12 protein-coding genes and 1 pseudogene are annotated in these 13,697 nt (G+C 66.1%); 7 read left to right on the forward strand and 6 right to left on the reverse strand.

The features are described 5' to 3' along the window. Positions 1-6: 6 nt before the first annotated feature. Together M3N53_01555 and M3N53_01560 are read right to left on the reverse strand one after the other, a co-directional pair. Positions 7-297, reverse strand: a complete 291-nt coding sequence (locus M3N53_01555; GenBank protein ID MDP9067019.1) for a hypothetical protein — start codon at positions 295-297, stop codon at positions 7-9. 24 nt (positions 298-321) lie between these two features. Next, positions 322-1,530 (reverse strand): annotated as a pseudogene (locus M3N53_01560) (S8 family peptidase). Between the two features lie 156 nt (positions 1,531-1,686). Between M3N53_01560 and M3N53_01565 the strand changes: the two are divergent. The 4 genes from M3N53_01565 (at position 1,687) to M3N53_01580 (ending at position 6,543) form a co-directional block, all read left to right on the forward strand. Next, positions 1,687-2,928: a mandelate racemase/muconate lactonizing enzyme family protein gene (locus M3N53_01565; GenBank protein MDP9067020.1), complete on the forward strand. Its 1,242-nt coding sequence runs from the start codon at positions 1,687-1,689 to the stop codon at positions 2,926-2,928. 107 nt (positions 2,929-3,035) lie between these two features. Next, on the forward strand, positions 3,036-4,940 hold the full coding sequence (locus M3N53_01570; protein ID MDP9067021.1) for a DUF1929 domain-containing protein: 1,905 nt from the start codon (positions 3,036-3,038) through the stop codon (positions 4,938-4,940). 116 nt (positions 4,941-5,056) lie between these two features. Next, entirely contained in the window at positions 5,057-5,311 is a 255-nt protein-coding gene (locus M3N53_01575) for a hypothetical protein (GenBank protein MDP9067022.1), read from the forward strand. Positions 5,312-5,337: 26 nt separating this feature from the next. Further along, the gene (locus M3N53_01580) at positions 5,338-6,543 is read left to right on the forward strand and encodes a D-alanyl-D-alanine carboxypeptidase (protein ID MDP9067023.1); all 1,206 of its coding nucleotides are present in this window, start codon (positions 5,338-5,340) and stop codon (positions 6,541-6,543) included. On the opposite strand, the gene M3N53_01585 is transcribed toward M3N53_01580, so the two are convergent. Next, a complete protein-coding gene (locus M3N53_01585; protein MDP9067024.1) occupies positions 6,524-6,727 on the reverse strand; it encodes a hypothetical protein in 204 nt (67 codons plus the stop codon). The two genes, M3N53_01580 and M3N53_01585, sit on opposite strands and share 20 nt — an antisense overlap. Positions 6,728-6,835: 108 nt before the next feature. Here M3N53_01585 and M3N53_01590 point away from each other — a divergent pair, with 108 nt between their 5' ends. Next, positions 6,836-9,400 (forward strand): hypothetical protein, encoded by a 2,565-nt coding sequence (locus M3N53_01590; protein ID MDP9067025.1) that lies wholly within the window; start codon positions 6,836-6,838, stop codon positions 9,398-9,400. A gap of 14 nt (positions 9,401-9,414) precedes the next feature. Then, entirely contained in the window at positions 9,415-10,119 is a 705-nt protein-coding gene (locus tag M3N53_01595; protein ID MDP9067026.1) for a DUF6081 family protein, read from the forward strand. Positions 10,120-10,257: 138 nt separating this feature from the next. On the opposite strand, the gene M3N53_01600 is transcribed toward M3N53_01595, so the two are convergent. Continuing rightward, on the reverse strand, positions 10,258-10,509 hold the full coding sequence (locus tag M3N53_01600; GenBank protein ID MDP9067027.1) for a hypothetical protein: 252 nt from the start codon (positions 10,507-10,509) through the stop codon (positions 10,258-10,260). Between the two features lie 125 nt (positions 10,510-10,634). Between M3N53_01600 and M3N53_01605 the strand changes: the two genes are divergently transcribed. Further along, complete coding sequence (locus M3N53_01605; GenBank protein MDP9067028.1) at positions 10,635-11,330, forward strand: PAS domain S-box protein; 696 nt, start codon at positions 10,635-10,637, stop codon at positions 11,328-11,330. Here the strand turns inward: M3N53_01605 and M3N53_01610 are convergent. Beyond that, on the reverse strand, positions 11,315-12,880 hold the full coding sequence (locus M3N53_01610; GenBank protein ID MDP9067029.1) for an NAD(P)/FAD-dependent oxidoreductase: 1,566 nt from the start codon (positions 12,878-12,880) through the stop codon (positions 11,315-11,317). The two genes, M3N53_01605 and M3N53_01610, sit on opposite strands and share 16 nt — an antisense overlap. A 216-nt stretch (positions 12,881-13,096) precedes the next feature. After that, positions 13,097-13,696: a histidine phosphatase family protein gene (locus M3N53_01615; protein ID MDP9067030.1), complete on the reverse strand. Its 600-nt coding sequence runs from the start codon at positions 13,694-13,696 to the stop codon at positions 13,097-13,099. Position 13,697 lies beyond the last annotated feature (1 nt).

Raw genomic sequence — 13,697 nt, forward strand, 5'->3', positions numbered from 1 at the left:
CCCTTCTTAGAAGGTAACGGTGGCCTCGTTGGAGCACGTTGTCGTCGAGCCGGCGTCGCACAGCTTGTAGGTGTAGCTCCCGCCGCCCTTCTGGGTGATCGTGTCGGTGTGGGCGCCGTCGTTAGGGGTCGTCGTCACCTTCGCACCGTTGCGGTAGACCTCGACACTCGAGGCACTGCTGCCGCTCCAGGTGAGATCGACCTTCTTCGTCCCCTTCACCTTGTATCCCGTCGCGCTCAGCGTGAAGGAGGCGATCGGCTCCCCGCCGCCACCGCCGCCCGAGCCCGTCCCGACCATCACAGGGTTGAACACGAGCGCGTCCGAGACGTCCAGCAACGGCTCCTGTGTCGCGTCGCCGTCGTCGAGGTTGCTCCAGACGTAGTTACCCTCGCTCTGTAGAGCCGCCTGGACCGTCGCCGGGCTCGCCGTCGGGTTCGTCGCCTTGTAGAGAGCGGCCGCCCCCGCGACGTGCGGGCTAGCCATCGACGTCCCACTGATCGTGTTGTAGCCGCCGTCCTTCCACGTCGACTTGATGCACACGCCCGGCGCGATCAGGTCGACGTCGTCGCCAAAGTTCGAAAAGTTCGCGAACGTGTCGTCGAGGTCGGTCCGGCACGTCGGAAGCCCCGCTCCACCGGGCTCGCCGTCGAAATCGGCGAGGGCCGAGACGGTGATGACCTCGTCATAGGCAGCCGGCACATGGTTCGCGGTGTCGTCGGTCTCGTTGCCGGCTGCAACCGCGTACGTCACGCCCGCCCCAACCGAGTTGCAGATGGCGAGGTGGAGCGACGAGCTATCACAGGGCCCGTCGGAGCCAGATCCGGCGAGGCTCATGTTGGCGACCTCGATGGTGCTCGCGTTCGCGGTGACCCAGTCGATTCCGCAGATGACCGTCGACCATGAACCACTCCCGGAGTTGTCCAGCACGCGCACCGCCCACAAACGCGCTCCGGGAGCCATGCCGACAACTCCGTTGCCATTGTCCAGACCCGCTGCCGTTCCTGCGACGTGGGTTCCGTGCCCGTTGCCGTCGTCGTAGCTCGGCCCGTTCTGGCAGTTCTTCCCGCCGGCCAGGTTCAGGTCTGCGTGAGAGGTGTCGATGCCGGTGTCGATGATCGCCACGTCGACGTCGACCCTTTGGTCGTCGATGCCGTCGATCCCGACCTCGGCGTTGTGAGGCGCATAGGCGCGGTGCACTCCCGTGGGCGGTTTGCCCAGGTTGGTCGCCGAGTGGCCTGTCGCCTGGACCGCTCGATCAAGTTCCACCAACTGAACCCGATCGTCGAGCGCCACCTGCTGCGCGGCCCGCTCGGTCATCGACGCCGCGTAGCCCTTCAGCGCGAACCGGTACACGTGGCTGATCTCGGCACCATGGCTGCGCTCGTGCTCCGACGCGAGCGAGCCGGGGTCCGCCACCGCCGGATCCAACACGACGATGTACTGCCCGCGGGCATCCGACCCCGCGCGAGCTGCCGGCGCGAAAGCCGCTGCCAACACGCCGACCACGACGAAAACCATGAGCTTGCGCAGCACGAAGAGACCTCCCGATTAGATGTGGCGTAAAGGTAATGACCAGCGGGCGGTTTTTCTAGAGGAGACGGCGAATCCGTCTGGGTTCCTCGGCCGGTTCGCCGCATTCGCCCGGTATCGCCCAGAAACGAGCGCCCGTCTCGGTACGCTCCATCCATGTCGCGCGTCGCTCGGGTCGACCTCTGGCACTTCGCCGCCCCGCTCCCGGCGACCTTTCGGCCCAGCTGGATCCCGGGCTTCCCACAGAACGAGAACCGGGCAACGCTGCTGAAAGTCACGACCGAGGACGGCGTCGAGGGCTGGAGCGCGGGACCGGCCCTCGGTAAGGAACGTCAGGGCCTTGGCCAGCTGCTAGGGCCGTACCTGATCGGCGAGGACGCCACCGACATCGCGCTGGTCCAACAGCGTCTACGCGAGATGGGCTACCTCGGCTGGCGGAACTGGTGGATCGAGCCCGCGTTCTGGGACATCAAAGGAAAGATCGAAGGACGGCCGGTGTGCGAACTGCTGGGAGGAGCGCCCCGCGACATCAAGCTGTACGCGTCGACGGGTGAGGTGCGGTCGCCGGAGGCGCGCATCGCCGAGGCCGAGCAACGCTACGAAGAAGGTTTCCGGACGATCAAGATCCGCGTGCACGAAGACGAGGACCAGGACGAGAAGCAGGTACGGGTGCTCGCCGACGCGATGGGCGACCGCATGAAGATCGGCGTCGATGCGAACCAGGCTTGGCGTGTGACCGCGGTCGCCGACGCGCCCCTGTGGGACCTTCCTCGAGCGCGACGGTTCGCAGACGTCTGCGCCGGCAGCGGCGTAGCGTGGCTAGAGGAGCCGCTGCCGATGGACGCATACGACGATCTCGCCGAGCTCACGGAGTACTCGAAGGTGCCGATCGCCGGCGGCGAGCTCCACACAGGCGCTTATCCCGAGCTGAAGATGATGATCGAGCGGCGTTGCTATTCGGTGTTTCAGCCGGATGCGATGTTCACGGGCGGCATCGACCAGACCTTCAAGATCATCGAGCTGTGCCGCGAGCAGGGCCTCGGCTACACGCCGCACACGTGGACGAACGGGGTCGGCTTCGCGGTCAACCTCCAGCTGATGGGGGCCTCCGGCTTCGCCGACGAGAAGGAGCTGGAGTACCCACTGGACCCGCCGGGGTGGGTGCCGGAGGCTCGCGACGCGATGCTCGAAGAGCCCTTCTTGCACGAGCGAGGGAAGCTCACGATGACCAACCGTCCGGGCCTGGGCATCACGATCGACCAGCGGGCGCTCAAGAAGCACGGCGAGCACTTCTTCAAGATGGACCGCAAGCGGCTGATCTTCTTCGCGCTGAGAGACCGCGGCATCAAGGCGGCGAAGGAGATGGACGCAGCGAAGCGGGCGCGTCTCAACCGCTGACTGGCGCCTCGGTTCGCGCGTCGCCTTCCTCGAACACCGGCCCCAGGTGATCCGACCAATCCGGCGAACCATCCCTCATCGAACGACATCGCGGAGAGGGAGATGTCATGGCATCCAGCGGACCGCAGGTCAGAACAGCCCGTAGCTTCCTAGGCGCGGCCCTCGTTTCCGTGCTCGTTCTGGCGCTCGGCTCGCCCTCCACCGCAGCTAATGAGCCGAAAGCCCGAGTAGGAAGCTTCTCGCGCGCGTTCGCCGAGCCGACGATCCAAGGCAAAGCGTCGAAGAAGAACTGCGTCAGGGATCACGACGGAAACCTCCAGTGCAAGCCCACCGCCGGCAGCATCGCGGTGCTGCCCGACGGCAGGATCCTTTACTGGAACGCCCTCGAGGGAACCGAGAACGTCAAGGACTCGATCGGAGCGGAATACGGCAAGGTCTCGATCAACGACCAGACACGCGTCCTGGATCTGTCGGGAGACCAGCCGCGCTGGAGCGAGCCGTCGCCCTTGCGCGCGGGCGCGAACCCCGACGGCTATGAGACGGAACCGCTGCTGGGGGAAGGCGCCAGCAAGGAGAAGTACAACGACGGCGCGCTCTTCTGCTCCGACCTCACCGTGCTGGCCGACGGCTCCGTGCTGGCGGTCGGTGGGACCGCGTACTACAACGACCCCGAGGTCGGTCCCGTGCAGCAGGTCGAGCTCGAGGGACTGCGGAACTCGCGGATCTTCCACCCTGAGACCAACACGTGGACCCAGTCCGGCGACATGAAGCACGGGCGCTGGTACCCGACGCTCGTCACGCTGGGCAACGGCGACGTCTTCGTGGCGAGCGGCGTACAGAAGCTGCTGAAGCCGGTCTACCCGTCACATCCTGAGGACTCCGGACGCAACATCGTGCAGACCGAGACCTACGACCCGAAGTCCGGCAAGTGGTCCTACAACGGCACCACCGCCGACCGCTCGTTGCCTCTCTACCCGCGGCTGCACCTGCTACCGAACGGACACGTCTTCTACAACGCCGCGGGACAGGCGTTCAACCCCGCGGGCGAGTCCTACGACGAGGCGCTGTGGAACCTCACGGCCACATACGACCCGAAGTCCGCGTCCTGGACGAACCTCGGCCTGGCCGGCCTCGGTACGCAGACCCCTGGCTTCCGTGGCTCATCGTTCTCCATCATGCTGCCGCTGGAGCCGGACAAGGAGGGCCGCTACACACGCGCCGAGTTCCTTTCCGCCGGTGGCGTGTTGGGGACCAGTCCTGGCGGTTATGTCGCCGTCCCGACCAGCGCGATCACTTCGGTGGCGACTGGATCCAAGGTCGCCGTGGCGAGCCGCCCGACGTCGTCGCTCAACCACTCGCGCTGGTACTCCACCGCGATCGCGCTGCCCACCGGGGAGGTCGTCGCTTTCTCCGGCGCCGACAGGGATGAGGTCGTCGCCCCCGGCACGGGTTTCCCGATCACGCAGGCCGAGCTGTTCGATCCAGAGACCGAAGAGTGGCGGCCGGTCGCAACATCGACCCATGCGCGCACGTACCACAACTCCGCGACGTTGCTCCCGGACGGCCGCGTGCTGGTGGGTGGGCACGCGCCGATCACCACGCTGTACGGCAAGCACCAGACGCTGCCGGGAGGCTTCTCTCCCAACGACGGCCGCGACCCGTCCTTCGAGATCTTCAGCCCCCCGTACATGTTCGCCGGCGACCGCCCCGCGATCCGCAACGCGCCTAGCAAGGTCGGATACGACGACACGTTCCGGGTTGTCGTAGACCGCAGTGCCGCGGCGATCGACAGCGTGGTTCTCGTGCGGAACCCGTCGCTCACGCACCTGATGGACGCCGATCAGCGCACGGTGAGCCTTCCCGTGATCTCCCGCAACGGCAACGTGCTCCGGGTCGCCGCTCCCCCCAACGGCAACGTGGCCCCTCCCGGCCCTTACATGCTCTTCGCGAACGGTCGCGTAGGTGACTCCGTGGTCCCGTCGGTGTCCGCCCCCGTCTTCGTGGGTCGCTGATCCACTAGTTACAGCGCAGCCGAATTACAAAACCGCTCAAATCCGTCTTCGCTCGGGTCGCTCGGCCGATACTCCGGCTCCCGCCGCGCGCGGCGGCACCTTCGAGGAACGGGGACATGGGAGGCGAGATGGAGCAGCAGGCGATGATGCCTGAATGGGAGTCCCAGCTGGTCGAGGAAGCGATCGCGGCCGCCGAACAGCGGAACGAGGACGAGAAGCGCAAAGCTCGCAAGAGAGCTATCCAGCTGGCCCGCGAGCAGGCGTACCACCGGCTGGCGGTCGAGATCGACCGCCCCAGCCGGCACCAGCCCGGGCCCGGACAGCTTTCCTTCTTCCCCGTGGATCCGACGCTGTTCGACGTGAAGGAGTAGCGCCGCGCGTCGATAACACTGTGCATATGCGGCGCGTCTTCACCGGCCTCCTGGCCACCTCGATCCTGCTTGCTGCTCCCACCGCGGCTTCGGCGCGCGAGCTGTGGAAACAGCGCCTGGACGAGCTAACCGCGGGGAAGGCGATCGGCGTCGCGGTCCGGGAGGAGGGACGTTTCCTCTACCGGCGCACGAGTGCCCAGCGGCGGATCCCGGCCTCGAACCAGAAGCTGCTTTTGTCGATGGCGTTGTTCGACACGCTCGAGCCGACCAAAACGATAGAGACCACCGCGGCAACCGCGGGGCTCATCGGGAGCGTCGTCGACGGAGACCTCTGGATCCTGGGGCGCGGCGATCCCACCATTACCGCGGGTGCGGCGTACGGGCGACAGCTCCCGTTCACGCCGACACGTTTGCGCGCTCTCGCTCTTGCCATCACCTCGGCCGGTATCACGAGGGTCGAGGGAAGCGTCGTCGGCAACACCGGCTACTTCGAGCATGACTGGGACGCGCCGGGATGGAAGCACGACTTCGCGTCGGAGTACATCCCGCTGCCGTCCGCCCTCACCTTCGAGGGCAACGTCCGGCGCGGCGATCACATCTCGAACCCCGAGCACCGAGCGGCAGCCGCTCTGACGCGCAAGTTGGAGAACCTGGGTGTAGAGGTGACGGGAGATCCCGGCTCGGGACAGGCGCCGGCAGGTTTGATCGATGTCGCCAGCGTGTCGTCGCAGCCCCTGACGACGATGGTCCGCTACATGAACCGCGGCTCGTCGAACTTCTTCGCCGAGGTCTTCGGCAAGCGGCTCGGGCTCGAGCGCTTCGGCGTCCCCGGCACGATCGCAAAGGGGGCCGCAGCGATCGCCGGGTGGGCGGAGCGCCAGGAGGTCCCCCTGGTGGCTCACGACTCGTCGGGACTGTCCTATGAGAACAAGGTCTCGCCGGGAGCCCTGGTGCGGCTGCTAGGGATCGCCGAAGATCGCACGTGGGGCGAGACCCTGCGGCGCAGCCTTCCTACCGGAGGTCAAGGAACCCTCGAGGACCGGCTGACGGATGTGCGCGTGCGAGCGAAGACCGGAACGCTGGAGAACATCTCGGCTCTGTCCGGTTACGTGTGGCTGCGGCAGCGGGACACCTGGGCCGAGTTCTCGATCCTGTCCCGCGGGATGTCGAAGGCCTTCGCCTCCGCGGTGGAAGACGACATCGTCAGAACCCTCACGCGCTACGGGCGCTGAACGCCGCCGTCTGCGCCGCTAAGAGCTGACGAACGCGCTCGGGCGACAGCGCCACGACGGTTCCGCACTCGCACTCCAGGTAGAGGTTCGCCTCATCCTGGGTGACGACCAGAACCAGCTCGCAGTCGCAGTCCCGACAGATGTCGCCGGTCGGGTGCTCGTGAACCATCGGTGACTGCTTCATAGGGCTAAGGTAGCCAGGGGGTACGACAAAAAGCGGATTTCGCCGTCCTGCGGCGAAATATCCCTGTTGGTCACCACAGGCGGAAGGCTCTACGAAGGGGGTCCATCCATGCGACGCACGATCGTCGCTTGTCTCGTCGCCATATCTCTGCTCGCGTTCCTCGCTACGCCGGCTCTCTCCACGCCGGTCGCGGGATCACCGCCGGAGTACCAGGCCCTGGGGCGGATCTTCCCGGACCCTCACGCTTGCAACGAGCCGGCGCCGGGCACGTCGCCGTTCGCCAAGGGGCGCGTGTGTGCGACCGACTTCATCCAGTTCTCCGAGCTGGAGAAAGGGATCGCCTTCCTCGAGGAGACGTTCCCCCGCTTCGTCGAGGTCTACCAGCTGGACAAGGACTTCGACTGCCAGGGGAAGCCGGTCAAGAACGAAGACGCTGCCTGCAAGGAGTTCCGGTCGGCGGGTCTTCCGAACACTCTTCCCGAGCAGCAAGGGACGGGTTTCTCGCGCGATCGCCGACCGTTGTACATGGTGCGCATCACCGACGAGACGGTGCCCAACAACGGCAAGAAGTACTTCGTCTTCCCGCTGTCGATCCACGGGATCGAGAGAGCCGGCGTCGAGGGCGGAACGCGGGCGGCGGAGGATCTCGCGACCTGGGGAGCGTGCGAGGCGAAGGTGGCCCCGGACTACGTCGACTGTGAGTCGGAGGACAACAAAGCACCGCACCCGTTGCTGGAGGCAACGCCGAAGAAGTCACTCACCGCAGGGTCCGTGCTGAAGCGATCGGTCACCTACATGATCTACCCGAATCCCGACGGCTGGATCCGCGGCGAGCGCACGGAGGGCCCGCAGTTCTTCCAGCGCTACAACGGCAACGGCGTCGACCTGAACCGCGACTGGCCGGAACAGGGCTTCACCTTCCGGCCCTACACGCCGTGGTCGGAGCCCGAATCGCGTGGCTTCGGCCGGGTGCTGCAGCAGATCGGTCCGAAGGACGCACAAGGAGACCCCAAGTGGACCGGCGGCATCGACCTGCACGGACAGCTCATCGACCGCGCGTTCTCCTTCACCCTCATCGGCGGGTCAGAACGGCCCTTCGACAAGAACCAGCGCGTCTTGCAAACGGTCAAGGGCGCGTGGGCCGACGCAGAAAAGCGCCTCGCCTACTCCCCGATCATCAAGTCGAACGACCAGCCGCGCGACGACCCGCGCCTCTACGGCGTGCAGTGGGGAACGATCTGGGACACGATCGACTACACCGTCACGGGGGCGCTCGGGAACTGGATCGACTCCCCTATCGGCCTCAACGCCGACGGGATCGACAACGAGATGTCGCTGTCGCACTTGATCAACTGCGGCGTCGGAAGCTGCTTCGATCCCGATGCCGAGCAGCTCCACGTCGACGGCAACAAGTCGCTGATCTACTCGATGCTCAACTACTCACTCAAGCCCGAGAACACGGCGTTCCACACGAAGGGCCGCGTCGGCTACATCCACAACCGCGGTGTCGTGTCGCGGCGATCCGACCGCACGACGACTCCCCCGCGGTTCGCGAAGCTGCCCCCACAGAAGGACATCCCGACCTTCCGCCTGACCGAGGCCGAGGAGTTCATCAAGGAGTTCACGGTCAAGGGGCCGAGCGACGGCGTCTACAACGGCGGCATCGTGGTCCCGATCACGTGCGCGAACCTCCAGGGCGTTAGCCAGTGCTCGCTGTCGCAGGCGCTGCTCGAGCGCAAGGCGAAGGGCCCCCACAAGGACGAGTCGGAGGGCGAGTGGGAGGTCGTGAACTCCTACTACAACCAGTCTTCGATCTACATCCAGGCGGGCCAAGCGCTCCATGCAAACCTCCCGACGCCCGGTCGCTACCGGGTCCGCATCGAGGGCGCCTCGCCGACCGACATCTACGACGCGGAGGTGGACTTCACCAAGGAGAAGGGGTGGCCGGATCCGGGCCAGATCGGCTACCGCGTCACGAACATGAACTTCTGGAAGGACCTCAAGCCGTTCGCGAAGCCGGGGCTCGTGAAGCTCCGCCCGCGGACGATCGCAACCCGTAACTCATGGAAGAGGCTGGACACGATCGTGGTGACGAACAAGGTCTACCCGAAGCTGGCGCGAAAGCTCCGTCTGTGGGTGTCACGGAACGACGGCAACCTGGTCCTGACCGACAAGGCCCTGAAGATGCTCGGCCCGATGCGCGTCGCCAAGGGGGTCGGCGTCGACCACCACTACGCGGGCTACGTGAACTTCGCCACGCGCAAGAGGGAGGAGACCTACAAGGACCCGCTGGCTCGCAAGATCAACCAGCCCGGGGCCGCCGAGGGTCAATCACGCGGCGAGAACAGGCGACGGCAGACGTACGAACCGGTGCCGATCGGCATGGCGATCCAGACGCCCGACGACCGCGACGACTTCAACTCGCCGGTATGGCACGTGACCGCGGCCGCGTGGAAGAAGGCGAAGGGCCTACAGCGGGCGGTCGCCACAACCGGAGACACGTCCAAGATCTCGTTCGGCGAGATCAGGCTCTACGGCGGACGGATCCGGATCATCGGCGGCCTGCTGCCGATGCCGGTCGACAAGTTCGACCATCCGTACGGTTTGGCCAACTACGGGTTGACCTACTCCGGCTACCAGATGCTCCAGAACGCGCTTACCTGGAACCGATAGAACCGCATACCCGCGTGTACGCGGGCTTCGACTCGCTACTGGAGCCGAAGCCCGCGTGGCGTATCGGCGAGTTCCCGCTGTCCCGCGGCGGCACGGTTCAGTTGCGCGAGCCGGACGCGGTGAGCATCGTTCAGAACGGTGGCCTCAGAACGGGTGTGTCGCGCTTCACCAGGCGTCACGACAAGGTCCAGATACTCGACAACGCGAAGCACGTGGTGTTCTCGACCGAGACGTTCGACGTACCCGACAGCGGGATCACGTTCACCATCGAGATGTCGGCCGAGGGACGCGGCTGTCTGCCGGGGGACATCTATGACGGCTTCGCGTCGTTCCTGTGTCTCGACTTCTCGACCGGAACGGCGATCGACCTCTTCTGTCGCGACGACCTCTGCGCTGCTGTGTTCGCGCGACTGCCCTTTCCGGGACTCTCTCTCCCCGACCTGCAGCCTTTGAAGTACTGGGCGCTGTTCAGCGAAGAGCGCCTCGCTAGCGCCGGCGCCCACACCTACGAGATCGCCATACGACCGCGCGAGAGCCGGATCACATGGAGCGTCGACGGGGCGCTGCTGCGCGCCCAGGCGCTGCCGGATTACCGGTTGGGCCCTCTCATGCTCGGGCTCGGCCTCATGACCGAGAAGGACATCGGAAGCGACGGCAGCGTGTCATGTCACGGCCAAGGTGTGCGTGCGGAATGGAGCCCGATCCACATCACTACCTGAGTCGGCGAGCCGACTCAAGCCACGGTGACGCGCAAAACGTGCGTTAAACGAACGTTTTGTGCAAAAGCTGCGGTGGGGACGCGCAAAGGGCCGCCTGTGGGGCGGCCCTTTGCAACCAGCTCCTGTTGCGCGGCACAGCTAGACGATGTCTCGCTCTCGGTCGCGGATCACGGTGGTGCGCTCGTCGCGCCGGCCACCGGGCCCACCCCAGCTGCTCCAGAACATCATCGACAGAAGTATGCCTACAGCTCCGATGACCATCAGGATGATTCCGATCGTGTCGATGTTGAAGATGCCGCTGCCATCAGAGTCGACGTTGATCCCGAACGACAGGATGGCTCCGAGCGCCAGCAGGAAGATGCTCGCTCCGATACCCATGGTGTTCCTCACCTCCCGAGGCGAGAGCCTCATTAAGGTTGGGTTGCTTCGTTCTTGCTCGTCTTGAATACCCTCGTCGCGCGCGCTCAAACCCCGGCGCAACCCGCTGGGTAGGGTGGCCGCGTGGAGCTGAGTGGATGAGTGAGCGCGAACAGATCACCCTCGAGCAACTCGGCTTCGGCAGGCTGTTCCAGCGGGTCCGCGACGCTATCATCGTGGCGAACGCGCGCACGGAGCGGATAGTCGCGTGGAACAGCGGCGCGGCGGCGATGTTCGGCTACACCGAGGAGGAGGCCAGGGACCTCCTGCTGCACGAGCTCGTACCGGAGAACCTACGGACGCTCCACAGGACCGGGATCGCGCGCTACCAGGAGACGGGGTCGGGAAACCTGATCGACTCGGCCACCGCTGTGGAACTGGTGGGGCTGCACAAAGACGGGCACGAGGTGCCGGTCGAGCTCACCCTCACCGGGATCCCCGATCCGATCGGACGCGGGGATCGATACGCGCTCGCGATCCTGCGGGACATCGCGGATCGCAAAGCCGCCGAGGTTGCCGCGCTGCAGCTACGGGACTCGCAACTGCGCCAACAACAGGCGTTCGAGCTGAACGACACGATCGTCCAGGGTCTAACCGTCGCCAAGATGTCATTGGAGGCCGCCCGCACCGACGAGGCGCTCGAAGCCATCACGGTGACGCTCGAGCGTGTGAAAGCGTGGGTGGGCGAGCTGCTCGCGCAGATCGGTGACGAGAATCCGGTGCAGCCGGGGGACCTCGTCCGCTCGCGCCCGGCGACGGTGGTCGCCGAGGAAGAGGGTCAGGCCGGCGCCTGATCCAGCTCGGGCATCGTCACTCCGGAATCGGCCGTGAGATCCGCCAGCACGGCGCGCGCGGCATTGCGTCCGGGCGCACCGCACACACCGCCGCCGGGGTGGGCGCCGGAGCCGCAGAGATAGAACCCGGGCAGCGGCGAGCGGTACCGGTGCCACACGTTGGCCGGACGCTTCTCGAACAGCCAGTCCGGCAAGAGCTCGCCGTGAAAGATGTTGCCACCCGTCAGACCGAACCGAGCTTCGAGGTCGGGGGGGCCGAGGACCATCCGGTCCTCCACGAGATCCCCGAGGCCGGGGGCGTAGCGCTCCAGGGCCGCCAGCACCAGATCGCCGATCTCCTCACGCCGCTCATCCCAGGTTCCTTCGGCGAGGTCGTAGGGCGCGTACTGCGCGAACACCGAAAGCGTGTGCTTGCCTTCGGGAGCGAGCTGGGGCTCGGAGGCGGTCTGGATCCAGGCCTCGCAGAACATGTTCCGCGCCGGAACGCCGCGCCCCGCTTCCTGCGCAGCTTCCTCGAGATAGTCGATCGACGGCGCGACGGTGATCGTTCCGAGGTGCTCGGGCCCGGGCGCGTCACCGTTGCGCTGCATACCGCGAAACCTTGGAAGACCGCTCAGCGCGCAGTTGACCTTGACCACCGTCCCCTGTGTCGGCAGAAGGTCTATGTCTTCGGTGAACTCCTGGGGGAGTTGGACCGCGCGCAGGAGGCTGAGGGCGCGCTTCGGGTCCGCGTTGCAACACACCAGCGGCGCGTCCACCTCGGCTCCAGAGGTCAACACGACTCCGGCTGTGCGCCGTTTCGTGCCCGCTTTCACCTCCGCCACCTCGGACTCCAGCAACAGTTCGCCGCCGGAGGCTCGGAAGATGTCCGCGAGCTGTGCGGTGATCGCACCCATCCCGCCCCGGACGAAACCCCACTGTCCCGTCTCGCCGGCCGCCTGACCAAAGGCATGGTGGAGATAGATGTATGCCGTGCCCGGAGTACGCGGGCCCGCCGCCGAGCCGATGATCCCCTGCGAAGCCATCAGGCCGCGCATGAGATCGGACTCGAAGTACTCCTCGCACAGCTCCGCGATCGAACCCGTCACGGTCTTGTTGAAGAGCTTGTCGACATCCGATTGCCGGAACGCGCGCCGCGCCTGCTTGCGGGTCGCTGCGAAAGCGAGGAGCGGCTGGAACACTCGTGCGGCCTCCTGCCACAGGGCGTCCCACCGCTCGTAGGCGGCCGCATCCGCTTCGGACACGCCCGCTATCGCCTCCCGGCGGCGCGCGGGGTCCCTCCACAGCGTGAGGCCGCCGCCTGTCTCGAATGGAGCGAACAGCTCGGGGTCTTTCACCCTGACGTCTAGCTTCAGTCCGAGCTCGGTGACCAGCTCGGGCACGAGGAGCGAGAGCGAGTACGACGCGGTAGAGATGCGGAAACCGGGCCAGAGCTCCTCCGTAACGCAGGCCCCGCCGATGCGGTCGCTCCGCTCGACGATCAGGACCTTCAACCCGGCCCGTGCGAGGTAGCAGCCGCACACGAGCCCGTTGTGCCCTGCGCCGATCACGATCGCGTCGTACCGCTGATTCAGGAGAATCCGCCCCTTTTGGTGGATTAAAGAACCAAGGCAGGCTACCGTTTCCGAGATGACGCTCAAGGCTTTCTGCTCGACCTGCCAACGCACCGTCTACGTGACCCAAGGTGACACTCCGGTGTGCCCCGTTTGCTCGTCGCCTCTTCTCGAGACGCTCGAGCGCGAGGACGAACAGGTCCGGGATTGACGTCAGATAGGCGGCGCGAAGTAGGCGGCCTTCAGCACCCTTCCCTCTTCTAGAACGAGCGTCGTCACAGACCCCGTCCCACAGGGGGTGAATGCCAGCCAAGGCGGGACGCGTCGCCGCGCGAGCGCGAGACGCGCGACCAGCACGGGTGTCTGGTGCGACACGATCGTTACCTCCTTGCCGTCCGCCTGGCGGAGAGCGTCCTGGATCGCGTCCAACATGCGCGCTCTGATATCCCCGAAGCTCTCACCCCAGGACGGCCCCATCGGGTTCCGGAAGTGCCACCAGTGCTTCGGCGAGCGAAGCAGCGCCAGCAGGTCCCGCCCAACACCCTCGACGGTGGTCCCGCTTTCGATGATCCGGTCGTCCGTCCAGATCTCCAGGCCCGGGTGGCGCGAGGCGATCGCCTGCGCCGTCTCCTGAGCCCTTTCCAAAGGGCTTGCCCACAGCGCGCCGATGTCAGCTTTCGCCAGTCGGTCGGCTGCGGCTTCGGCTTGACGCCGCCCGCGTTCGGACAGGTTGTAGCCGGGGAGACGGCCGTAGATGATCCCCTTCGGGTTCTCGACCTCACCATGGCGGACGAGATGAACCGTGACACTCATC

This window comes from Actinomycetota bacterium (assembly GCA_030776625.1).
GTDB lineage: Bacteria > Actinomycetota > CADDZG01 > CADDZG01 > WHSQ01 > MB1-2.